We start from the raw sequence: 23,587 nt of genomic DNA on the forward strand, positions 1-23,587 counted from the left end.
CGAAACGCCGGTCACTACTGTCAATCGTGTACCGCCCCGGGACGGACATCCTGCTCCGGTTGCGGCGCCGCATCGCTGCGAATATCGATCCGCCAGCCGGTCAGCCGAGCCGCCAGCCTGGCATTTTGTCCTTCTTTACCGATCGCCAGAGAAAGCTGGAAGTCGGGCACGATCACCCGTGCCGCCCGCGCAGCCTCGTCGATCACCGACACTGACACGACTTTCGCCGGCGACAGAGCGTTGGCGACGAAGCGGGCGGCGTCCTCGTCGTAGTCGATGATGTCGATCTTCTCGCCGGACAGTTCACTCATCACATTGCGCACCCGCTGCCCCATCGGGCCGATACACGCGCCCTTGGCGTTCAGTCCGGGGACCCGCGAGGCCACCGCGATCTTGGACCGGTGCCCGGCCTCCCGGGCAACCGCCACGATCTCCACCGACCCGTCGGCGATCTCGGGTACCTCCAAGGAGAACAGCTTGCGGACCAGGTTCGGATGGGTGCGGGACAGCGTGATCAAGGGCTCGCGGGCACCTCGGGTGACGCCGACGACGTAGCAGCGCAGCCGGTCACCGTGCTCGTAGCGCTCCCCCGGCACCTGCTCGGCGCTGGGGATCACACCTTCCGAGCCCTTGGTCTCGCTGCCGATCCGGACCACGACCAGCCCGCGGGCGTTGGCCCGGGCATCGCGCTGGATGACTCCGGCCACGATGTCGCCCTCGTGGGCCGCGAACTCCCCGTAGGTCTTCTCGTTCTCCGCGTCGCGCAGCCGCTGCAGGATCACCTGGCGGGCCGTCGTCGCCGCGATCCGCCCGAATCCTTCAGGCGTGTCATCCCATTCGTGCAGGACATTGCCGTCGGCATCGGTCTGACGGGCGATCACCTTGACGACACCGGTCTTCCGGTCGATGTCGATGTGCGCGTCGGGCTCATGCCCCTCGGTATGGCGATACGCGGTGAGCAACGCCGATTTGATGGTCTCCACGACCACGTCGACCGTGATGCCCTTGTCGGCCTCGATGGCATGCAGCGCCGCCATGTCGATGTTCATTCGCCGGCCCCCTTCCCGGTTTCTCCCGACAGTTCCAGTTCACGTCGGTTTGGAGGTGAAAACTCCACTTGGACAACAGCTTTGGCGATATCAGTAAGAGCGATCTCACGGATGGCCAGTTCGCGGCCTTCCGGCACCACGACCTTCAGGACCGTGCCGTCGGTTTCCCCGAGCCTGCCGGTGAACACCGAACCGTCGGCCAGCGTGAGCTCGGCCTTGCGCCCGCGGGCGCGGCGGAAGTGCTTGGCCTTGGTGAGGGGCCGATCCACACCCGGCGAGGTGACGTCGAGCACATACGGCGTGTCGCCCTGCGCAAGCTGGTCGAGCAACTCAGAAGCCGTCCGCGACAGCGCCGCCAGCGAATCAAGATCGAGACCTTCGTCGCCGTCAGCGATCACGGTGATGCGGGGCGGCCGGGTCGACGCGTCGATCACGACATCGTCGATTTCATAGCCTGCGCGCGCGAACTCGCCGTCCAGCAGCTCGATCACCTGCGTCTGCGACGGCAAATCCGCAGACCGCAACTTTGGATCCGGTGCCACGGCGAGCTCCTCATCTTGAATTGTCTCCGACACAAATCCCAGGGCCAGCCACCTGGATCAGCCCCGGAATTGCCTATCCACGATACGCCAGGCCCCCGGCAGCAACCGCCAATCGCAATCCGGTGCGTGGCGAATGTCGTCGCGCCGGGCCCGGCCGGCCAGTCAGCGCCGCGTCAGGCGGGCGTCTGAGCAATGGCAGGATGTTCACCGTGCCGAGCGCCCATGCAGACATCAGCCGGCGGCGCGTACTGTTCTCGGCCGCGGCTCTTGCCCTGCTGGGCGCCACCGCCGCATGCAGTACGACGCCCCCTCAACCCGAAGTGGACGACCTGACCGCGCAGTGGGACCGGGCCCGCGCCGACAGTGCGCTGGCCGCCGACGCGGCCGCCGCCCAGTCTCCGCAGGCGCCGGTGGCCCGGGCGCTGAATGCGGTGGCGACCGATCGCAGCGCGCACGCCAAAGCCCTGGCCGACGAGTTGACCCGGATGACGGGTTCCACGCCGGCGAACACCACCACCACCACCAAGAGCACGGCCAAGGCTGCTCCGGGCGGCGGGGCAGACCCGTCGGCACCGAGCGTCGACGACGTTGTCGATGCGCTCAAGGAGTCCGCCGACCGGGCCGCCGGCCTGGCCCGCAGGTTGTCCGGCTATCGCGCCGGACTGCTCGGATCCATCGCCGCCTCGTGCACGGCCGGCCACACCGTCGCGCTGGGAGGTGCACAGTGACCTCACCGGGACCACGATCGACCACCTCGCCCACCCGGCCGACGACCGCCGCCGATGCCGCACTGTTCGACGCGGTGGCCGTCGAGCATGGGGCCATCTACGGCTACGGGCTGGTCTCGGCCCATTCGACGGCCGAGGACAACGCCCTGGTCGCCACGGCGATGGCCGAACACCGGGCACGTCGCGAGGAGGCCATGGCCATGCTCGACGCCCGCTCGGTCACCCCACCGCTACCCGCGGCCGGATATCAGTTGCCCGCGCCGGTCACCGATCCGACCGACGCCGCCAACCTCGCGATCCGGATGGAGGAGGACTCCTCGGTGGCCTGGCGTGCGGTGCTCGAGCAGGCCGACAGTGACGACGACCGCACGTTCGCGGTGGCTGCCCTGACCCAGACCGCCGTCACGGCGGCCAAGTGGCGCGCCATCGTCAACGCCTGGCCGGTGACGGTCGCCTTCCCCGGCGGCGGCGAATAACGGCCTCGGTCACCCGCCGCTTTCCACGCCGGGGTCGCGCTCCGCTAGGCGGAGCGGCCCAGGCGTAGAAGTCGACGAAGCTCAGCCGGCGGTGAGGGCCGCCGAGATCTCGGCCGCCGCATCGTCGACGGCAATCTCGCGGTTCTCGCCCGTGAACCGGTTGCGCAGCTCCACCACACCGTCGGAGAAGCCGCGGCCGACAACGACGATCCACGGCATACCCAGCAACTCGGCGTCCTTGAATTTCACGCCGGGTGAGGCCTTGCGGTCGTCGAACAGCACCTCGTGACCCAGGCGGTCCAGGGCGGCGACGAGTTCGGTCGCCCCGGTCCGTGCGGCGTCGTCCTTGTTGGCCACCACGACGTGTACGTCAAAGGGTGCGACGGCGCTCGGCCAGCGCAGGCCGAGCTCGTCGTGCTGCTGCTCGGCGATCACGGCGACCATGCGGGACACCCCGATGCCGTAGGAACCCATGGTGAGCCGCACCGGCTTGCCGTCCTCACCGAGCACGTCGGCGGTGAAGGCGTCCGCGTACTTGCGGCCCAGCTGGAAGATGTGGCCGATCTCGATGCCACGCGCCGCGGCGAGCACGCCGGCGCCATCCGGTGACGGGTCGCCTTCGCGGACCTCGGCGGCCTCGATGGTGCCGTCGGGAGTGAAGTCACGGCCTGCGACCAGGCCGACGACGTGCCTGTTGGGCGCGTCGGCACCGGTGATCCACGCTGTGCCGTCCACCACGCGCGGATCGACGAGATAACGAACCCCGTTGTCCAGCAAGGCCTTCGGCCCGACGTAGCCCTTGACCAGGAACGGGTTCTTGGCGAAGTCGGCGTCGTCGAGCAAGGCGAACTCGGCAGGTTCCAGCGCGGCGCCGAGACGTTTCTCATCGACCTCGCGGTCCCCCGGCACGCCGACCGCCAGCAGCTCCCACTCGCCGCCGGGCTCGCGGGTCTTGAGCAGGACATTCTTCAGGGTGTCGGCGGCGGCGACCTGGCGACCCGAGAACTGTTCCAGAGCAGCCGAATTGGCCCAGTCCACCAGTGTCGCGATGGTCGGGGTGTCCGGAGTGTCGTGAACCTGCGCGGCGGGCTGCCCCTCGATCGGCAGCGGCGCCGGCGCCCGGGTGATCACCGCCTCGACGTTGGCGGCGTAGCCGGATTCCAGGCAGCGCACGAAGGTGTCCTCACCGACCTCGCTCTCGGCCAGGAACTCCTCGGAGGCACTGCCACCCATCGCGCCGGAGACCGCCGACACGATCACGTAGCGCACACCCAGGCGGCCGAAGATCTTCTGGTACGCCTCGCGGTGCGCGTGGTACGCGTTCTTCAGGCCATCGTCGTCGACGTCGAACGAGTACGAGTCCTTCATGACGAACTCACGGCCACGCAGAATGCCGGCGCGCGGACGCGCCTCGTCGCGGTACTTGGTCTGGACCTGGTACAGGATCACCGGGAAGTCCTTGTAGGAGGAGTACTCCCCCTTGACCGTCAGCGTGAAGATCTCTTCGTGCGTCGGCCCGAGCAGATAGTCGTTGCCACGCCGGTCCTGCAGCCGGAACAGGGTGTCGCCGTACTCGGTCCACCGGTTGGTGGTCTCGTAGGCGCCGCGCGGCAGTAGCGCCGGCAGCAGGATCTCCTGGCCACCGATCGCGTTCATCTCTTCCCGCACGATGCTCTCGATCCGGCGCAGCACCCGCAGGCCCAGCGGCAGCCAGCTGTAGATGCCGGGGCCGACCGGCCGGACATAGCCGGCGCGGATGAGCAGCTTGTGGCTGGGCACCTCGGCATCAGCGGGGTCGTCGCGCAGGGTTCTCAGGAACAGCTCGGACATGCGGGTGATCACAGGCGACAACCTTAAGGCGTGTCGTCAGTCACGGCCCTGCCAGGTACAGATGCAGGCCTCGTTGCCCTCGGTGTCGGCCAGTACCCAAAAGCGCGGGGCAACCCGGTCACTGAGCAATATGCCGCCTGCGGCCAGAGCCGCGTCGACGCGGGCCTGCGCGGCGTCGTGGGGCACGTCGATGTCGAGGTGGATCCGGTTGCGTTGGGGCCGAGGCGCATCCATCTGCTGAAACCAGATGGCCGGGCCACGGTCGAAGGGATCCACGAGTCCGGCGTTGAGATCTGATACGCCCGGTTCGGCTGGGGTTTCATCGATATAACCCGTGACGGCCTTCCAGAACGGGCGGACCGCACCGATGTCGAGGGCGTCGATCGCGATCTCGATGGCCTGGACCGCGACGCGACCGGTGGTCGTTTCGAAACCGTGCCCGGCCAGTGCCTGGGACACCTCGCGGGCCAGTTCCAGATCCCGCTCGGTCACCGCATGGGCGTCGCGCGTGCGCAGCCTCAGCACCGCCCGGTCACCACGGATGTCGACGGAGAGGTGTTGTGACGCATCCGCGCCGGCCGCGTGCACGGCGTGGCCGGCCGCTGAGGCGGCATCAGCCATCGAAGGGGCCAGGACCTCGGTGTAGACGGCTCCCAGCACCAGGCGCCAGCCCAGCGGGCCGACGGCGTCCGAGATCTCCCGGCGGTTCATCGGCGTCAGCCTAACTCCGCGACCGGGACGAGGTCAGTCGACTTCGATCTCTCCGGCGTCGATGGCTTCCTTGACGTCCTGGGCGTGGGCCACCTGCTTGGAGGTGTAGCCGATGAACAATGCCGCGACACCGACCAGGACCGCGACCGCAGCCACCCACAGCAATCCGTAGGTGTAGCCCGCGTCGAGCGCCGCCAGTTGCGGTTCGTTCATGTCCTTGACCGGACCGGTGATGCCGCCCAGGTAAAGGGTGCGTGAGGTGATGACCGCCTGGATGATGGCCAGCACGAGCGGGCCGCCCAGGTTCTGCAGCATCAGCGCGATGGCCGAGGCCGGACCGATACGGTCAATGTCGACACCCGCGATCGCCGAGAGCGTCAGCGGCACCACGATCATGCCGATGCCGATACCGCCGATGGTGATCGGCAGCACCAGGTTCGGGAAGTACGGAATGCCGGCGTGCAGCGTCGAGCCGTAGAGCATGGCCCCGAGCACCAGGATCCCGCCCGCGATCACCACGATGCGCGGCTGGAAGAACCGCACGATCTGGGACGACGCCCCGAGGCCGATGCCCATGCCGATCACGAACGGAATGAAGCCGACGCCGGCGTGCAGGGCGCTGTAGCCCAGGATGTCCTGCACGTAGAGACCGATCAGCACGGTCAGGGTGAACAGCACACCGCCGGCCAGGAAGATCGCCGCGAACGTGGCGACCCGGTTGCGCTCGTGGAACAGGTCGAACGGCACCACCGGGTTCTCGGCGCTGCGCTCGGCGATGAGAAAGGCAATGCCGAAGACCGCTGCCGCGGCGCCGGAGCCGAGCGTGATCGGGGACAACCAGCCGCTCTCGGGGCCCTGGGTGAAGGCGAATACCGCGGCCGTACAGGCCAGCGTGGCCAGCAGCGCGCCGGCGGCATCCAACTTCATCCGCTCGCGATGCGTTTCCTGCAGCGAGGTACGGGCCAGGTACAGCATCACCAGACCGATGGGCACGTTGACCAGGAAGGCCCACCGCCAGGACACCTCGGTGAGAGCTCCGCCGACCACCAGGCCCATCACCGAACCGATTGCGGTCATGGCTCCGAACACCGCGGTGGCAGCGTTGCGGGCCGGGCCTTTGGGGAACGTCGTCGCGACGAGCGCGAGCCCTGTTGGTGCCGCGATGGCGGCGCCGACGCCCTGAAGCAGCCGGGCGACGACCAGGGTGGCCTCATTCCAGGCGATGCCGCACAGGATCGAGGCGATGATGAACAACCCGACGCCCACGATGAAGGTGCGTTTGCGGCCGATCGTGTCGCCGAGCCGTCCGCCCAGGAGCATCAGGCCGCCGAAGGTCAGGACGTAGGCGGTGATGACCCAGCTGCGCCCGGCGTCGGACAGGCCGAGTTCGTCCTGGATCCGCGGCAACGCGACGATCGCGACCGTGCTGTCCATCGTGGCGAGCAGCTGCATGCCACCGATTGCGATTACCGCGGAAAGGAAGCCCCAGGACGGGAACCAGGACGGGAGGCGGGCGGCGAGGCCCTGGCGCTCGGCGTCGTTGAGTGCCGTCATAACGCGTCACCTTACCGGAATCTTAAGAATCCTTTAACCGGCGAAGGCCGCCACGGGTCCGATCACGATGATCGCCGGAGGTCGAATGCCGTCCGCACGGATCCGCTCGGGCGCGTCGCCGAGAGTCGCCAGCAGGGTGCGCTGCGCGAGGGTGGTGCCGTGTTGCACCACCAGAACCGGCGTATCCGCAGGTCGGCCCCCGTCCAGGAGCGCCTTGGTGAACAGCTCGATGCGTTCGACGGCCATCAGCAGCACGATGGTGCCGGTCATCGCCGCCAGGGCATTCCAATTGACTAACGATTCGGGGTGGCCAGGCGCAACATGGCCGCTGACCACCACGAACTCGTGGGTCATACCGCGGTGGGTGACCGGAACCCCGGCCAGCGCGGGTACCGATATGGCACTCGTCACACCGGGAACGACGGTCACCGGGATGCCGGCCTCGGTGCACGCCAGGACCTCTTCATATCCGCGGGCGAAGACGAACGGGTCGCCGCCTTTGAGCCGGACGACGAACTTCCCGTCGCGGGCCCGGTCCACGAGTACCTGGTTGATCGCCTCCTGCGCCATCGCCCGCCCGTACGGGATCTTGGCCGCGTCGATCACCTCGACGTGAGGTCCGAGTTCGGCGAGCAACTCCTGGGGCGCCAGCCGGTCGGCGACCACCACATCGGCGCGGGCCAGCAGGCGGCGTCCGCGCACGGTGATCAACTCGGGATCGCCGGGGCCGCCGCCGACGAGGGCCACCCCGCGGGGCGCCTCCCCCGGCTCGTCACCGGCGTCTGCGGTGAGCAGGCCGCGCTGCAGCGCTTCGTGGATGGCGGTGCGGATGGCCGCCGAGCGGCGGTGCTCCCCGCCGGCGAGGACGCCCACCGACAGGCCGTCGGAGTCGAACGTGGCGGGGGTCACCGCCGATCCCTCGCGCGCCACGTCGGCGCGGACACAGAAGATGCGCCGCTCGTCGGCTTCGGCGGCGATGGCGGCGTTGACCTCGGAGTCGTCGGTGGCCGCAAGCACATACCAGGCACCGTCGAGATCCCCGGCGCGGAAGTCGCGCAGTTGCAGGGTGATCCCCGGGTCGTCGTGCGACAGCGCCTCCACCGCGGGGCTGGCCGCCCGGGCAATCACATGTACGTCGGCGCCGTGGGCGATCAGCAAGGGCAGCCGACGTTGCGCGACGGTTCCGCCGCCGACAACGACGACCTTCTTGCCCGACAGGCGCAGGCCGACGAGGTAGGCATTCTCGGTCACCCGCCGAGCTTAGTGGTTGCTGCTGTGGTGACGAAGCGGGTGATGGCCTCCGGGTGCGCCGCGGGGTGGGTGTGGAGGTATCCGGCATGCACACCGCGCTGCACGGCACCGTCGCGCCGGGCCGCCTGCCCGGGCCCGGCGAACGCCCAGGCGGGCGATGATTGTTCGACGAATTCGACTGCAGTCCGGTGGAATTCGTGACCGGTGACCCGATCTCCTGCGGCGTGCATGCTGGAGTCAACGACCGCTACGGCGTCGCGGTAGCCCAGCGTGAGACGGTCGGTGAACCGCGCCGAACCGGCAAGCACACCGCACATCGGCACCCCGTCGAGATCGTCGACCAGGTACGTCAGACCCGCGCACTCGGCATGCACCGGGCCTCCACTGGCAGCGAGGCGGCGGATCTGCTGGCGGACAAGATCGTTGGCCGACAGTTCGGCGGTGAACTGCTCGGGAAACCCGCCGGGCAGCACCAGCGCGTCCGCACCGGCGGGCAGTGGTTCGGACAGGGGGTCGAACTCGGCGACGTGCGCCCCGGCCCCGCGCAGCAGCTCGGCGTGCTCGGCATAGCTGAAGCTGAAGGCCTTGCCGGCCGCCAGGGCCACCGTGACGTTGGTCACCGACTCGGCGACCGGGCTCCACGGCGCGGCGGTGACGTGCGCGGTGGCTGCGGATGCCAGGGCCCCGAGATCCACGTGCCGGGCCACCAGGGCGGTCATTGCGGCCACCGCGTCACGGGCCTGCCGGCCGTGCTCGACCGCGGTGACGAGACCGAGATGTCTTGATGGGACCGATAACTCGTCACTCCGAGGAATCGCCCCGAGGACCTGCACCCCGGCGTGTTCACAGGCCTGGCGCAGCACCGCCTCGTGCCGGTCCGAGCCCACCCGGTTGAGGATCACCCCGGCGATCCGCACCGCCGGGTCGAAGGTGACGAAGCCGTGGATCAGGGCCGCGACGCTGTGACTCTGCCCACGGGCATCGACCACCAGTACCACCGGGGCCCCCAGCACGCCGGCCACCTGGGCCGCCGAACCCCGCGGGATACCGGTCATCTGCCCCTCGATGCGACCGTCGAACAGGCCCATCACGCCTTCGACCACCGCGATGTCGGCGCCGGCGCAGCCGTGCCGGTACAGCGGTCCGATCAGCTCCTCACCGACGAGCACCGGGTCGAGGTTGCGGCCAGGGCGGCCGGCGGCCAGGGCATGGTAGCCGGGGTCGATGAAGTCCGGGCCCACCTTGAACGGCGCCACGGTGTGACCGGCCCGGCGCAGCGCACCGACCAAACCCGTTGCCACCGTGGTCTTCCCGCTGCCCGAGGCCGGAGCAGCGATCACCACCGCCGGGGTGGTGTTCATGTCTTCCGGCGAACGAGGGTGACCACGCCTACCATTCGATGCCCTTCTGGCCTTTACGGCCGGCATCCATCGGGTGCTTGATCTTGGTCATCTCCGTCACCAGATCCGCGGCATCGATCAACGCCTGCGGGGCATCGCGGCCGGTGATCACCACATGCTGGCTACCCGGCCGCGTGCTGAGCACCTCGACTACTTCTTCTACGTCCACCCAGCCCCATTTGAGCGGATAGGTGAACTCGTCGAGCACGTAGAACTGATGGCGTTCTTCCGCCAGCCGACGTTTGATCTCGGCCCAGCCGTCGGCGGCCGCCGCGGCATGGTCGACGTCACTGCCGTGCTTGCGGGTCCAGGACCAGCCCGAACCCATCTTGTGCCATTCGACCGGCCCGCCGGCCCCGTGCTCGTCGTGCAGCTGACCGAGCTGACCGAACACGGCCTCCTCGCCGACCTTCCACTTCGCGCTCTTGACGAACTGGAACACTGCGACCGAAAAGCCCTGGTTCCAGGCCCGCAGTGCCATGCCGAAGGCCGCGGTGGACTTGCCCTTCCCGGGCCCGGTGTGCACGGCGAGCAGCGGCGCGTTGCGTCGGGCCTTGGTGGTGAGGCCGTCGTCGGGCACCGTCAGCGGCTGTCCCTGTGGCATGGGCGGTCCTTTCTGCGCAGAGTGTGGGGCCGCGTCAGGCGGCAGTCTGGTGCTGGACGAGCCGGGTCAGTTCGGCAGCGCGCAACTGCTCGAGCCGGACTGCCGGCGACCCCAGCTGCTCGGCCAGTTGCCCGGCCAATCCCAGTCGCACAAAAGATGTTTCACAATCCACCACCACGGCGGCAGCACCCTCGGCCGCCAGCGCCGCCGCGGCCTGCCTGGTGCGGCCCAGCGGATCGGGGCCGCCGGTGGCGCGGCCGTCAGTGAGCACCACCACCAGGCTGCGCCGGGCGCGATCGCGGGCCTTCTCCCGGATCACCAGATCGCGGGCGGCGAGCAGCCCCTGGGCCAGCGGTGTCTTGCCCCCGGTGTCGAACCGGGCCAGCCGCCGACTGGCGATGTGCACCGAGGTGGTGGGCGGCAGCAGCACCCGAGCGTCCTGTTGACGGAACGTGATCACCGCGACCTTGTCCCGACGTTGGTAGGCGTCGCGTAGCAGCGACAGGGTTGCGCCGGTGACCGCCGACATCCGGTCGCGGGCAGCCATGGACCCGGAGGCGTCGACGACGAAGATCACCAGATTGCCTTCGCGGCCTTCACGTACCGCGCGCCGGATGTCCTCGGGGCGGGGTCGCGGCAGTCCCGCGCCCCGTTGGCGGCCTGCGGTGGCGAGCAGGGTGGCGAACATGTGCAGCCCGTGCCCGCTGCCGGGTTCCGCGGTGGCCGCGATGGGGGTGCCGGTGCGGTTGCGGGCCCTCGAACGGCGGCCGGGCGCGCCCTCACCGACTCCGGGCACCACCAGTGCCTTGGTCCGGAACACCGCCGACGGCGGGGCACTGGGACGGCTCGTGGACGGCTTCGAATTCCCCTGTGCCGGCTGCCCGTCCGCACCGGAGTCGACGCCGCCACCAGGTGGATCGAAGTCCGGATCGAAATCAGGGTCAGGCTCCGCGTCGGGTCCCGACTGTTCGGCCGACTCCCCCGCCTGCTGCATGGCCTCTTCGAGTCGTTCGGGGTCCAGGCCCGGATCGTCGAACGGATCACGCCGACGCCGGTGCGGCAACGCCAGTTCGGCGGCCACCCGGATGTCCTCCTCGGCGACGGTGCCGGCACCGCGCCAGGCAGCGTGGGCAACGGCGGTGCGCGCCACCACCAGATCGGCACGCATCCCGTCGACGTCGAATGCCGCGCACAGCGCGGCGATGCGCCGCAATTCGGTGTCGGGCAGTTCGACCGCGCCGATCGCCTTGCGGGCGGCCGCGATCCGGTCGGCAAGCTCCGCATCGGCACCCGCGTGGCGCTCGACGAAGGCCCGCGGGTCGGCTTCGAACGCCATGCGGGCGCGGATCACCTCGACGCGGACGTCGACATCGCGTGAGGCGGCGACGTCGACGGTCAGACCGAACCGGTCCAGCAGCTGCGGGCGCAGCTCCCCCTCCTCGGGGTTCATGGTGCCGATCAGGACGAACCGGGACTCGTGTGAGTGCGAAATACCTTCGCGTTCAACGTGAACCCGTCCCATGGCGGCGGCATCGAGAAGCACGTCGACCAGGTGGTCGTGCAGCAGGTTGACCTCGTCGACGTAGAGGACGCCGCCGTGGGCGCGGGCCAGCAGGCCCGGCGAGAAGGCGTGCTCGCCATCGCGGAGCACCTTCTGTAGATCCAGCGATCCGACCACCCGGTCCTCGGTCGCGCCGATCGGCAATTCCACCAGGCGGGCGTCGTCGTCGACCGCGGACAGCACCGCGGCCAGGCCGCGGACCGCGGTGGATTTCGCAGTTCCCTTCTCACCGCGGATCAGCACGCCGCCGATCTCGGGGTGAACCGCGCACAGCAGCAGGGCCAGGCGCAGCCGGTCCTGCCCCACCAGTGCGCTGAACGGGTAGGTGTGGGTCTCGGCCGTCATCAGGAGGACTCGCTCTCGGTCATGTCGGCTCCTCGCGCAAGCGCTCGTCGGACCGGAACCCGGCACGCACCATCGGCACATGCGGGATTCCGTCATCAAGGAATTCGTCGCCGTCACGGACGAATCCGTGCCGGCCGTACATGTCGACCAGGTAGGTCTGGGCATTGATGTGGCACGGGTAGTCGCCGACCTCGGCCAGTGCGGCCTGCATCAGCCGGGTGGTGTGTCCTCTGCCCCGGGCACTGCGTTTGGTGCACACCCGGCCGATCCGGAACGCCTTCTCGCCGCCGGGATGCTCCTCCATCAACCGCAACGTCGAAATGACCTCTCCGTCCGGGCTTTCCAGCCAGAAGTGGCGGGTCTCCGCGAGCAGATCCCGCCCGTCGAGCTCAGGGTAGGGCGTAGCCTGCTCCACCACGAACACCTCGACGCGGAGCTTGAGCAGCTCGTAAAGCGTTGGTACGTCGAGATCTTTGGCCCAACTGCGGCGTAGTGCGACCGTCATCCGCCCGCCCCGGTCACGCTGTCACAGGGACGTCCAGCTGCAGCGCCTTGGTGCCCCACGCCCAGACTTCCTCGAACAGGCCGGGTTCCGTGGACAGCTTGGTACCGAGGGAGGGCACCATCTCCTTGAGCTTCGGCAACCAGCTCTGGTACCGATCGGTGAAGCAGCGCTCCAGCACGTCGAGCATGGCCGGCACAGCGGTGGATGCACCCGGCGAGGCGCCGAGCAGACCGGCGATGCTGCCGTCGGCGGCGGTCAGCACGGTGGTGCCGAACTCCAGCACACCACCCGCACCCTTTCGCCGGATCACCTGCACGCGCTGTCCGGCGATGTCGAGCTCCCAATCGGAATCGACTGCGCTGGGCGCGAATTCGCGCAAGGTGTCGACCCGTGCGGCCTCACTCAGCAGCAGCTGGCCAACCAGGTAGTTGACCAGACCCATCTCGGTGAGCCCGACGCCGAGCATCGACATGATGTTGTTGGGCTTGACCGACAACGGCAGGTCGGTGAACTTGCCCTGCTTGAGGAACTTCGGCGTCCAGCCGGCGAACGGACCGAACAGCAGCCACGACTTGCCGTTGATCACGCGGGTGTCCAGGTGCGGCACCGACATGGGCGGGGCGCCCAGCGGCGGCAGGCCGTACACCTTGGCCTGGTGGCCTGCGGTCAGCGCCTGGTTGTTGGTCCGCAGGAACGCACCGCCGACCGGGAAACCGCCGAAGCCCTTGGCCTCGGGGATGCCGGCCTTCTGCAGCAGCGGCAGCGCGCCACCACCGGCGCCGACGAACACGAACCTGGCATTGAACTTGCGCTTGAGACCGGTGCGCCGGTTGGTCACCTTGAGTGTCCAGGTCCCGTCCGATTCCTTGCGCAGGTTGCGGACCTCATGGCCGAACAGGGTGTCCATCCCACGCTGGGCGGTGAAGCCGATGAGCTGGCGCGAGAGCGCACCGAAGTCGACGTCGGTGCCGTGCTGCGACCAGTTCAGCCCGACCGGATCGGAGAAATCACGTTTGGCGGCCATGAACGGCAGCCGGCGCGCGAATTCGTCCTTGTCGTCGATGAATTCCATCGAGGCGAACAGCGGGTTGCCGACGAGGGCCTGATGCCGGCGCTTGAGGTAGTCGACGTTGCCGGCGCCGTGCACGAAACTGACGTGCGGGATCGGGTTGAGGAAGCCGCGCACGTCGGGCAGCACGCCGTTCTCGGCCGCGTAGGCCCAGAACTGCCGCGACACCTGGAACTGCTCGTTGACGTTGATGGCCTTGGTGGTGTCGATGGAGCCATCGGACAGCTCGGGCGTGTAGTTCAGCTCACACAGCGCCGAGTGCCCGGTACCTGCGTTGTTCCACGGATCGCTACTCTCGGCGGCGGCGCCGTCGAGCCGCTCGATCATGGTGATGGACCAGTCCGGCTCCAGCAGGCGGATCAGAGCGCCAAGGGTTGCGCTCATGATGCCGGCCCCAACCAGCACGACGTCTGTCTTCACGGTCGTACCCACGTTTGCCTCAGACACCCTGATCGCTCGTCCTTTGTATTGCGCGGCCCGTCATCGTCGACGGCTTTCTCTTATGCCAAGGTTATCGCGCGGCGAATCCCAGTTGGCCAGGCATGGTAGTGCGATCCGTCACCCAACCCGTAGACGAGCAACCGGGCCAGCCGGATGCGCTGATCCTCGTCCCGATCAGGTTGCTGGCCGACCCAGGCGATCGGTACAGCGAAGGCGGAGCCGCGGGCGGTCGCGCCCGGTCCGCTCCATTGGAGGCTGCGGAGCATTGGGCCCCATCGAGGCTAATGCGGCAGAGCCGGTTGCCGTCGGTTGCGCAGGTTGCCGTCGGTTGCGAACTGTTTTGTCCCCACAGCCGCTACCCTCCGATCGACTTTCCGACTCTGCTTCCCATTGGCACGCCGTTAGCCCAACGCTCGACACGCGGCTGCAACGACACTCGCAACACGAATTGAGGCATTCACTAGGTAACTGTCGGCGGCAGCGTAGGTAGGAAGCGCTTCCAAATAAGCCTGGCGATACTGCACGGACAGATCCGCCAAATCCCGCAAGGTAGGATCGCCACTCTGGCGCCCCAATGCGGAAAGTTGCGTATTGAATAATTTCATTGCGGGAACCGCTTCATCGACGGATTTTGTTTGCTCCGGTGACCATTGAGCACGATGAATATTCGCGTCGGTCTGCTGCCAAGCCGCAGTATTGGCCAGGAACTGCTCCAGAGCGGAGTCCCACTCCGGGCAAACCGGATTCGGCTCGGACAGCAGTTTCTGCGCATCGGCGGGATTACGCACTTCCACAACCTCCGAAGGCGTCGGCAGAGCCGGAACCAACGGCCCCCGAGCTGCCGCTGAGCCGTAATCAATTGCATTGCAAATTCTTGCAATTGCATCGGATGCGCTGATGGCGACCACCGCCAACTGGTTATCGATTGGGGTGTAGTGGGCGATGCTTTCAGCATAGGCTCGGGCATAGGCGATGTACTGCTCATACAATTCACGCATGACCCGGTGCGGGGTAAGTTTGGCCGATGCCACGATTTGGTCGGCAGCATCGCGGAATGCCTGACCAACAGCCTCGTACTGACCACGGATTTCGGGCGTCCACTCCGTCGCCGCCTGCATCGGGTCGCGCCTATCCCAACCATTTTTTGCTCGGCTCTCAAAAGAGCTAAACACCGGATACCGTGTTGCGCACGACGGGTCTTCAGTAATTACCGATACCGGGCCCGTGTCATTCGCACTGGCAATATCTGGATGCGCCGCGCCGCTGACCGAAGCAGTAGGCGGAGCGCCCGTCAGCGACGAAGGTCCCCCCTCATCGCCCTTGTTCGCCACAGACAACGTGACCGCGGCGGTCACACCGACCACCGCCACCAACGCCACGCCACCCAACGCCCATTTCAAACCGTTGCCCCGCTTCCGGGCCTGCACCGGTTGCAACGGCGCCTGCTGCCACGCCGGCGGCTGGTTCGGATTCGCCCCCGGATAACCACCCGGCCCGCCAAACGGTGGCTGGTCGCCATGCTGTGGTGGTTGGGAACCGCCATGCGGCGGCTGAGAACCCCCTGCGGGAGGCACCGAACCAGGGGGAGGCGGCAGAGTCACCGATGCACCCCCACACGAGCATTCACGTCATTCATCTCAATAACCCTGCCGTGCTTCACAGCGCAACCTCCGGTGACGTCTCGGTCATCCGTCGATTCCCGTCACCAAGAATCGACGACTTTGCCTGCGGTGCACCTACGGTGCCTGCGTTCCGGGACCACCATCAGCCCGGGCCGCATCCTTACCCTCCGACAACTTATCGTCGGTGTTGGACCACTCCTCACACTTCTTGGCCGTGTCCCCCCGGGCTTATCCCCGGAGATTCCCGGCTGCGGAGCGGCAGCAATCGGAAGCGCCGTTGGGCTGCCCGTTCCCCTCGGCGAAGACTCACGCCAGCTTCGCTGCGATCCCCGCCACGCAGCTAGGGTGGAACCGTGACGTCACGGGAGCCCGCGTGGGAGCCGGATGTATTGCCGGGGTTCTGGCAGCAGACCATCGATGCAGGACCTGATCCCGATGGCGAAGGTCACCTGGTCGCCACGCTGGTACGCCGGGGCCCGGCCGCCACGGCGGACGGGAAGGGCCACGCGGTGCTGGCACTGCACGGCTACACCGACTACTTCTTCCACACCGAACTGGCGGATCGATTCGCCGAGCGCGGCTTCGCGTTCTATGCGCTGGATCTCCCCAAATGCGGACGCTCCCGGCACGAGGGGCAGACCGCGCACTTCACCACCGATCTGGCGCGGTACGACGACGAGCTTCAGCGCGCGCTGGAGGTGATCGCGGCCGACACCGGCGACGCCACGGTATGCCTGTACGGGCATTCGGCAGGCGGGCTCATCCTCACGTTGTTCGCCGATCGTCTGCGTCGCAGCCGCCGGCTGGCCCCTCTGCACGTCGGCGGACTGATCCTCAACAGCCCGTTCTTCGACCTGCACGGCCCGGCGATCCTGCGCACCGCACCCACATCGGCCGCCCTGATCGCCCTGGCCCGGCTGCGCAAACTGTCGGTGATCCGTAAGCCCACCGAAGGTGGCTACGGCACCACCCTGCATCGCGACTTCGGCGGCGAGTTCGACTACAACCTGGAATGGAAACCGTTGGGCGGCTTCCCGGTAACGCTCGGTTGGATCAACGCCATCCGCCGCGGCCAGGCCCGGCTGCACCGCGGGCTGGACGTCGGCGTACCCAATCTGATCCTGCGGTCCGACCGCAGCGTCACCGAAACCGCCGATCCCGCCGGGATGCAACGCGGTGACGCGGTACTCGATGTCAGTCAGATCGCACGGTGGTCCGGTTGCGTGGGTAACCACACCACGGTCGCGCCGATCGCCGACGCCAAACACGACGTCTTCCTGTCGGTGGCCGATGCCCGGGAGGCGGCCTACCGTGAGTTGGACCGGTGGCTGGACTATTACCTCAATCTGCAAACCCGGCCGAGCACAACACCTTCCGGATAGGGACTGCGCATGGAGCACTACGACCTGACCATCATCGGCACCGGTTCGGGCAACAGCATTCTCGACGAGCGTTACGCCGGCAAGAAGGTTGCGATCTGTGAGCAGGGCACGTTCGGCGGCACCTGCCTGAACGTGGGCTGCATCCCCACCAAGATGTTCGTCTACGCCGCTGACGTCGCGGACACGATCAAGGACAGCGCCAAGTACGGCATCGATTCCCACATCGACAAGGTGCGCTGGCCCGACATCGTCGCGCGGGTGTTCGGCCGTATCGACCCGATCGCCGCAGGCGGCGAGGACTACCGCCGCAACGACCCCCACATCACGGTGTATGCCAGCCACACCCGATTCGGGCCCAAGACCGCCGATGGCCGCTACACACTGCGCACCGAGTCCGGTGACGAATTCAGCAGCGATCAGGTGGTGATCGCGGCCGGTTCCCGCGCCTACGTCCCGCCGGCCATCCTGGACTGCGGCGTCACCTACTACACCAGCGACGACATCATGCGGATCCCCGAACTGCCCGAACACCTGGTGATCGTCGGCGGCGGGTTCGTCTCCGCCGAGTTCGCCCATGTGTTCTCGGCGTTGGGCGTACGGGTCACCATCGTGGTGCGTGGTGATTGTGTTCTCAGCCATTGCGACGAGACGATCTGCCAAGAGTTCAGCGCGCTGGCCGCCGAGAAGTGGGACCTGCGGACCCACGAGAACGTGATCGGCTCCCACCACGAGGGTGATCGGATCGTCCTGGACCTCGACGACGGCAAGACGCTGCCCGCCGACATGCTGCTGGTGGCCACCGGCCGGATCCCCAACGGGGATCTGCTCGACGCCGAGCTGGCCGGGGTGGAGGTCGACGAGGACGGTCTGGTCATCGTCGACGAATACCAACGCACCACGGCGCGTGGCGTATTCGCGCTCGGGGACGTCTCCTCGGAGTACCAGCTCAAGCACGTGGCCAACCACGAGTCCCGCGTGGTCAAGGAGAACCTGCTGCGCGATTGGGATGACACCGAGGCGATGGTGCGCAGCGATCACCGGTTCGTCCCGTCTGCGGTGTTCACCGAACCGCAGATCGCTACAGTCGGGTTGACCGAGGAGCAGGCCCGCGACCAGGGCTACGACTTCGTCACCAAGATTCAGGCCTACGGTGACACCGCGTACGGCTGGGCGATGGAGGACACCACCGGCATCGCCAAGCTGATCGGCGATCGCGCCACCGGCAAGATCCTGGGCGCCCACATCATGGGCTACCAGGCATCCGCGATCATCCAGCCGTTGATCCAGGCGATGAGCTTCGGGCAGACCGCCGAGGAGGTTGCCCGGGGGCAGTACTGGATTCACCCGGCACTGCCCGAGGTGATCGAGAATGCGCTGCTGGGCCTGACCGGCTAGGCCCGCGCAACCCAGCGCTCCTCGATCCGGCCGAACCGCCAGATCCCCAGGGCCACAACCCAGCTCAATACAAAGAGCCCGACGATCGCGAATCCGACGAACTCCAGGTCGGCCGAACCGATGAATGCCAGCGGACCCGTGGTGATGCCAAGGCGCTCGACCAGCAGACCGGCCAGAACGATGACGCCGATCACCAGCGCCACGATCACCGACAACACGGTGACCGTCAGGTTGTAATAGACCTTGCGGACCGGCTGCAGGAACGCCCAGCCGTAGGCCCGCGACATGAAGATTCCGTCCACGCTGTCGAACAGGCTCATCCCTGCCGCGAAGAGCACCGGCAGCACGAGGATGGCGTACCAGGGCAGGGTGAACGCTGCCGCACCCGCCGCCAGCACCAGCAGCGCCACCTGGGTCGCGGTGTCGAAGCCCAGGCCCATCAGAAAGCCGACCGGGTACAGGTGCCACGGCTTGCTCACCCGTCGCATGAACCGGCCGAGCAGACGGGCCAGGAAGCCCCGCTGTTGAAGTTGACGTTCGAGTTCGGCCTCGTCGAACTGTCCGCCGCGCATGGCACGGAAGATCTTGGCGATGCCGACGACGGCGAACAGATTCGTCAGGCCGATCAGGATGAGGAACGTCCCGGCCACCACCGACCCGATCAGCCCGAGGGTCTGCAACATCGGCGAATCCTCGTTCTGCACCGGCCCGGCCAGCGCATGAACACCGAACGCCAGCAGCAGGGCCAGCCCGAACACCACGCTGGAATGCCCCAGCGAGAACCAGAATCCCGCCGAGAGTGATCGCGTGCCCTCACCGACGAGTTTGCGGGTGGTGTTGTCGATGACGGCGATGTGGTCGGCGTCGAAGGCGTGCCGCACACCCAACAGGTAGGCGGTGACACCGATTCCGACCCCGAACACCCCGGCCGACCCCAGCGTGATGTGTTGCGGCGCGACGCCGTAAATCAGTACGCCCCAACCGAATACATGCAGAAGCAAGACCACCGCGGCGACCACCGCGATCGACGTCCAATCAGCGCGGTCGAATGGCTGCGGCTTCGTCGTCGTCACCTCGGGAACCGCGCCAGTGGTCATTTATCGAGCCTAAGACGGCGCCAGATATCTGTCCAGATGAACAGATGAACACGGTTTCAGCCGTGCCGCGCCCCGATCCAGTGCAGCAGGTCGTGCACCGTCTCGTCCTCGAGCCGGTAGTTCACGGTGCGGCCGGCTCGGGTTGAGGTGACCCAGCCCTGCTCCCGAAGCACCCGCAACGCCTGGGAGACGGCGTTTTCCGAGCGGCCGAGCGCCGTGGCCAGATCACTGACACAGATCCCCGGCGCGCGGTGCAGACCGAGCAGGATCTCCAGCCGGTGGGGGTCGGACAGCAGGTCGAAGCGCTGCGCCCACCCTGGGGTGTCGACGTCGGCCAAGGCCGACGACGCGCGTTCGACCTGGACCTCGTTACCGTGCCGGTCCACGGTACGAATCTAGTCCAGGAAGCCGTGGAGCAAGGCCGACGATCCCCCGACATGTGCCAGCATGGCCGCGGCGGCCCGCTCGCTGTCACCGGCCAGGATCGCCATCACGATCGCTTCGTGCTGTTCGTCGGAATGGGCGATGTTGCGCAGCAGCAGCGGGATCTGATCCAGCAGCGCATTGAGCCGCATGCGGTTCTCGGCGACCAGCGGTACCAGTGAGGGCGAACCCGCGGCTTCCGCGATGGCCAGGTGCAGCCGCGAATCCAGCCGGCGGTAGTCGTCGGGCTCGGCCGCGCGGACGTCTTCCAGCCGCGACCACAGGCCCTCCCGCTCGGCCGCGCTCAACGTCCGTCCGGCCGCCATCCGCGCCGCCCCGACCTCCAGGATCTCCCGCAGCCGCAACGCGTCGTCGATCTCCGCGCGCGTCGGACTCGGACCGTCGGCGGTGTGCCGGGGCAACTCAGTGGCCAGGAAGGTGCCGCCGTACCGCCCCCGCTTGGACACCAGATAACCGGCATCGGCGAGCGATTTGATCGCCTCCCGGACGGTGTCGCGACTGACCCCGAGCCGGGCGGCAAGCTCACGCTCTGGCGGCAGCGACTCCCCCGGACCCAACACGCCCAGTCGGATCGTCTCCAGCAGCCGGCCCACGGTGTCCTCGAAGGCATTGCCCAGCCGGACCGGACGCAGCAGGGCGGCGTCTGCGGCGGGCTGGGGGTCCGGTTCGGCTGTCATGGCGAGCTACCAGGGTGTCACAGGGGCGTCACGTACGCGGAGCTGATGCCGCCGTCGACGAGGAATGTCGAACCGGTGATGAACGACGCGTCGTCACTGGCCAGGAACGCCACCGCGGCGGCCAGCTCCTCGGGTTCGGCGAAACGGCCCAGCGGGATGTGTACCAGCCGGCGGGCGGCACGCTCGGGATCCTTGGCGAACAACTCCTGCAGTAGCGGGGTGTTGACCGGCCCGGGGCACAGGGCGTTGACCCGGATTCCTTGCCGCGCATACTGCACGCCGAGTTCGCGAGACATCGCCAGCACGCCGCCCTTGGATGCGGTGTAGGAGATCTGGGAGGTGGCCGAGCCCATCACCGCCACGAACGATGCGGTGTTGATGATCGAGCCCTTGCCCGCGGGCACCATGTGGCGCAGCGCCGCCCGGCACGACAGGTAGACCGATTTCAGGTTGATGTCCTGCACCCGCTGCCAGGCCGGCAGTTCGGTGGTCTCGATCAGGTCATCGTCCGGAGGCGAGATCCCGGCGTTGTTGAACGCGATGTCGACCGCGCCGAATGTCGCCGCCGCGGTGTCGAAGAGGTTGTCGACGGCATCCTGATCGGACACGTCGACCCCGACGAACAATCCGTCGAGTTCCTCGGCGGCGGCCTCTCCGGTGGCGGGGTCGATATCGCCCACCACGATCGTGGCGCCCTCGGCGCGCAATCGCCGGCCGGTGGCCAGGCCGATGCCGCTGGCACCACCGGTGATGACGGCGACCTTGCCGGCCAGACGTTGGGTCAGATCCATCTACAGCTCCTCTACTGCGAAAAAGACATTCTTGGTCTCGGTGAAGGACAGCGGTGCGTCAGGCCCCAACTCGCGTCCGAGCCCGGACTGCTTGAAACCACCGAACGGCGTGTTGTAGCGCACCGAGGAGTGTGAATTGACGCTGAGATTTCCCGATTCCACGGCCCGCGACACCCGCATCGCGCGCGAGAGGTTGTCGGTCCAGATCGAGCCCGACAAACCGTAGGGCGTGTCGTTGGCCAGTGCGATGGCGTCCGCTTCGTCTTCGAACGGGAGCACGGTCACCACCGGACCGAAGATCTCGTCGGTCACGGTGCGGTCCGTGCGCTGCGGCGTCAACACCGTCGGCGGAAACCAGAACCCGGGTCCCTCGGGGGCCGAACCCCGGAATGCGACCGGGGCGCCGTCAGGCACGTAGGAGGACACCGACTCCCAGTGCGGACGGGACACCAACGGCCCCATCTCGGTGTCGCGCACCGTGGGGTCCCCGACGGCCACGCCCTTGACCGCCGGCTCCAGCAGCTCCATGAACCGGTCGTAGACCTTGCGCTGCACCAGGATCCGGCTCCGCGCACAGCAGTCCTGTCCCGCGTTGTCGAACACCCCGTACGGTGCGGTGGCCGCGGCCTTCTCCAGATCGCAGTCGTCGAACACGATGTTGGCGCTCTTGCCGCCCAGCTCCAGGGTCACCCGTTTGACCTGGGCCGCCGCGCCGGCCATCACTCGCATCCCCACCTCGGTGGATCCGGTGAACACGACCTTGCGGACGCCTGGATGGGTGACGAACCGTTCTCCGACCACCGAGCCCTTGCCCGGCAGCACCTGAAAGAGCCCCTCCGGCAAGCCCGACTCGATGGCGAGCTCACCGAGCCGGATCGTGGTCAGCGGGGTCCATTCGGCGGGCTTGAGCACGACGGCGTTGCCTGCGGCCAGCGCCGGGGCGAAGCCCCATGCGGCGATGGTCATCGGGAAGTTCCACGGCGTGATCACGCCGACCACGCCCAGAGGCTCGTTGAACGTGACGTCCAGGCCGCCGGCCACCGGGATCTGCTTGCCGCTCAACCGCTCCGGAGTGGCCGAGTAGAACTGCAGAACGTCGCGGACGTGCCCGGCCTCCCATTCGGCCTGGCCGATCGGGTGCCCGGAATTGGCCACCTCGAGGGCGGCCAGCTCATCGATGTGGGCGTCGACGACACCGGCGAAGGCGCGCAGTGCGGCGGCACGCTCGGCCGGCGCCAGGCGGGCCCAGGCCCGTTGCGCCACCGCGGCACGGGCCACCGCGTCATCGACCGCGGCGACATCGAGATGACCGACCATGGTCAGCACCTCCTCGGTAGCCGGGTTGACGACCTGACTGGATGTCATGAAACCCTCTCTGTCGCATAGATTCTGGCTGCCTCTACCACGGCGGTGAACAACCGTAGATCATCGAGGCTCTCCTCCGGGTGCCACTGCACGCCCAGCACGAACACATCGCCGGGCAGCGTTGGATCACGTTCGACGGCCTCGATCACGCCGTCACTGTCGCGGGCGCTGACCACCAGGCCCTCACCGAGCCGGTCGATGGCCTGGTGGTGATAGCACTGCGCATCGGATGCGCCACCGATCAGCTCTGCCAGCTTGGTACCCGGAACGGTGAGCACCGCCGATGTGCCGAATATCGCGTTGCCCTTCTGATGATGGGTGTGACCGATCACCTCGGGCAGGTGCTGGTGCAGGGTGCCGCCGAGAGCGGTGTTGAGAACCTGCGCGCCCCGGCATATGCCGAGCACCGGAACACCGCGTCGCAGAGCAGCTTCCAGCAGCGCGAACTCCCAGGCATCGCGCTCGGTGGGCGCCTCGTTGGTGGCCGGGTGGGACTGCTGTCCATAGCGCGCCGGATCGACGTCCGGACCGCCGGTGATCACCAGCCCGTCGACGCGGTCGAGTACCGAATCGGCGATGTCGCGGTCCACCGGCTGCGGCGGTAACAGCAGTGCGATGCCACCGGCACGGGTGACACCCTCGAAGTAGATCTGCGGCAGGAAACTGGCACGAACGTCCCACACCCCCGTCTGCGCCTGCTGCAGATAGGTCGTCATGCCGATGACCGGGCCTGACCGTCTGCTCGCGC

22 protein-coding genes are annotated in these 23,587 nt (G+C 67.7%); 4 read left to right on the plus strand and 18 right to left on the minus strand.

Features of this window, described 5'->3' with window-relative positions; translation table 11 throughout:
- Positions 1-20 precede the first annotated feature (20 nt).
- Both nusA and rimP read right to left on the minus strand, forming a co-directional pair.
- Positions 21-1,049 carry a transcription termination factor NusA gene (gene nusA / locus AB0876_RS14240; protein ID WP_055113091.1) on the minus strand — a complete coding sequence of 343 codons (1,029 nt, stop codon included), beginning with the start codon at positions 1,047-1,049 and terminating at the stop codon, positions 21-23.
- Complete coding sequence (gene rimP / locus AB0876_RS14245) at positions 1,046-1,591, minus strand: ribosome maturation factor RimP (protein WP_491838750.1); 546 nt, start codon at positions 1,589-1,591, stop codon at positions 1,046-1,048. Before rimP ends, nusA begins: the two co-directional genes overlap by 4 nt.
- A gap of 200 nt (positions 1,592-1,791) precedes the next feature.
- Between rimP and AB0876_RS14250 the strand changes: the two genes are divergently transcribed.
- Both AB0876_RS14250 and AB0876_RS14255 read left to right on the plus strand, forming a co-directional pair.
- Entirely contained in the window at positions 1,792-2,319 is a 528-nt protein-coding gene (locus tag AB0876_RS14250; RefSeq protein WP_491838749.1) for a hypothetical protein, read from the plus strand.
- Entirely contained in the window at positions 2,316-2,795 is a 480-nt protein-coding gene (locus AB0876_RS14255) for a ferritin-like domain-containing protein (protein ID WP_491838748.1), read from the plus strand. Before AB0876_RS14250 ends, AB0876_RS14255 begins: the two co-directional genes overlap by 4 nt.
- 81 nt (positions 2,796-2,876) lie before the next feature.
- Here the strand turns inward: AB0876_RS14255 and AB0876_RS14260 are convergent, their stop codons facing one another.
- The 10 genes from AB0876_RS14260 to AB0876_RS14305 form a co-directional block, all read right to left on the minus strand.
- Positions 2,877-4,637: a proline--tRNA ligase gene (locus tag AB0876_RS14260; protein ID WP_491838747.1), complete on the minus strand. Its 1,761-nt coding sequence runs from the start codon at positions 4,635-4,637 to the stop codon at positions 2,877-2,879.
- 24 nt (positions 4,638-4,661) lie between these two features.
- Complete coding sequence (locus AB0876_RS14265) at positions 4,662-5,336, minus strand: 4a-hydroxytetrahydrobiopterin dehydratase family protein (protein ID WP_491838746.1); 675 nt, start codon at positions 5,334-5,336, stop codon at positions 4,662-4,664.
- Positions 5,337-5,369: 33 nt separating this feature from the next.
- A complete protein-coding gene (locus AB0876_RS14270) occupies positions 5,370-6,890 on the minus strand; it encodes an MFS transporter (protein WP_491838745.1) in 1,521 nt (506 codons plus the stop codon).
- Between the two features lie 33 nt (positions 6,891-6,923).
- A complete protein-coding gene (gene cobA / locus AB0876_RS14275; protein ID WP_064959945.1) occupies positions 6,924-8,141 on the minus strand; it encodes a uroporphyrinogen-III C-methyltransferase in 1,218 nt (405 codons plus the stop codon).
- The gene (locus AB0876_RS14280; protein WP_526042235.1) at positions 8,138-9,502 is read right to left on the minus strand and encodes a cobyrinic acid a,c-diamide synthase CobB; all 1,365 of its coding nucleotides are present in this window, start codon (positions 9,500-9,502) and stop codon (positions 8,138-8,140) included. Before AB0876_RS14280 ends, cobA begins: the two co-directional genes overlap by 4 nt.
- A 28-nt stretch (positions 9,503-9,530) precedes the next feature.
- Positions 9,531-10,145 carry a cob(I)yrinic acid a,c-diamide adenosyltransferase gene (gene cobO, locus AB0876_RS14285; protein WP_491838743.1) on the minus strand — a complete coding sequence of 205 codons (615 nt, stop codon included), beginning with the start codon at positions 10,143-10,145 and terminating at the stop codon, positions 9,531-9,533.
- Between the two features lie 34 nt (positions 10,146-10,179).
- Positions 10,180-12,051 (minus strand): magnesium chelatase subunit D family protein, encoded by a 1,872-nt coding sequence (locus AB0876_RS14290; RefSeq protein WP_526042236.1) that lies wholly within the window; start codon positions 12,049-12,051, stop codon positions 10,180-10,182.
- Between the two features lie 19 nt (positions 12,052-12,070).
- The gene (locus AB0876_RS14295; protein WP_526042237.1) at positions 12,071-12,556 is read right to left on the minus strand and encodes a GNAT family N-acetyltransferase; all 486 of its coding nucleotides are present in this window, start codon (positions 12,554-12,556) and stop codon (positions 12,071-12,073) included.
- A gap of 13 nt (positions 12,557-12,569) precedes the next feature.
- Positions 12,570-14,009 carry a malate dehydrogenase (quinone) gene (mqo, locus tag AB0876_RS14300; RefSeq protein WP_491839331.1) on the minus strand — a complete coding sequence of 480 codons (1,440 nt, stop codon included), beginning with the start codon at positions 14,007-14,009 and terminating at the stop codon, positions 12,570-12,572.
- Positions 14,010-14,467: 458 nt separating this feature from the next.
- Positions 14,468-15,421: an ESX-1 system-associated protein gene (locus AB0876_RS14305; protein ID WP_526042238.1), complete on the minus strand. Its 954-nt coding sequence runs from the start codon at positions 15,419-15,421 to the stop codon at positions 14,468-14,470.
- Positions 15,422-16,041: 620 nt separating this feature from the next.
- Between AB0876_RS14305 and AB0876_RS14310 the strand changes: the two genes are divergently transcribed.
- Both AB0876_RS14310 and mtr read left to right on the plus strand, forming a co-directional pair.
- On the plus strand, positions 16,042-17,070 hold the full coding sequence (locus AB0876_RS14310; RefSeq protein WP_526042239.1) for an alpha/beta hydrolase: 1,029 nt from the start codon (positions 16,042-16,044) through the stop codon (positions 17,068-17,070).
- Positions 17,071-17,079: 9 nt separating this feature from the next.
- Positions 17,080-18,465, plus strand: coding sequence for a mycothione reductase (mtr, locus tag AB0876_RS14315; protein WP_526042240.1), 1,386 nt, complete (start codon positions 17,080-17,082; stop codon positions 18,463-18,465).
- Here mtr and nicT read toward each other — a convergent pair.
- Genes nicT through AB0876_RS14345 form a run of 6 tightly spaced genes read right to left on the minus strand, consistent with a single transcriptional unit; the run spans position 18,462 to position 23,555 of the window.
- Complete coding sequence (gene nicT, locus AB0876_RS14320; protein ID WP_491838739.1) at positions 18,462-19,562, minus strand: Nickel transporter NicT; 1,101 nt, start codon at positions 19,560-19,562, stop codon at positions 18,462-18,464. The genes mtr and nicT overlap by 4 nt on opposite strands.
- Positions 19,563-19,618: 56 nt before the next feature.
- Entirely contained in the window at positions 19,619-19,948 is a 330-nt protein-coding gene (locus AB0876_RS14325) for an ArsR/SmtB family transcription factor (RefSeq protein WP_491838738.1), read from the minus strand.
- Between the two features lie 9 nt (positions 19,949-19,957).
- Positions 19,958-20,683 (minus strand): FadR/GntR family transcriptional regulator, encoded by a 726-nt coding sequence (locus AB0876_RS14330; RefSeq protein WP_491838737.1) that lies wholly within the window; start codon positions 20,681-20,683, stop codon positions 19,958-19,960.
- Positions 20,684-20,700: 17 nt separating this feature from the next.
- Entirely contained in the window at positions 20,701-21,474 is a 774-nt protein-coding gene (locus AB0876_RS14335) for a 3-oxoacyl-ACP reductase (RefSeq protein WP_491838736.1), read from the minus strand.
- On the minus strand, positions 21,475-22,839 hold the full coding sequence (locus tag AB0876_RS14340; RefSeq protein WP_491838735.1) for an aldehyde dehydrogenase family protein: 1,365 nt from the start codon (positions 22,837-22,839) through the stop codon (positions 21,475-21,477). It abuts the gene before it with no gap.
- Positions 22,836-23,555 (minus strand): gamma-glutamyl-gamma-aminobutyrate hydrolase family protein, encoded by a 720-nt coding sequence (locus AB0876_RS14345; protein WP_491838734.1) that lies wholly within the window; start codon positions 23,553-23,555, stop codon positions 22,836-22,838. Before AB0876_RS14345 ends, AB0876_RS14340 begins: the two co-directional genes overlap by 4 nt.
- Between the last annotated feature and the right edge of the window lie 32 nt (positions 23,556-23,587).

The organism is Mycobacterium sp. NPDC049093, assembly GCF_040704635.1.
Taxonomy (GTDB): Bacteria; Actinomycetota; Actinomycetes; order Mycobacteriales; family Mycobacteriaceae; genus Mycobacterium.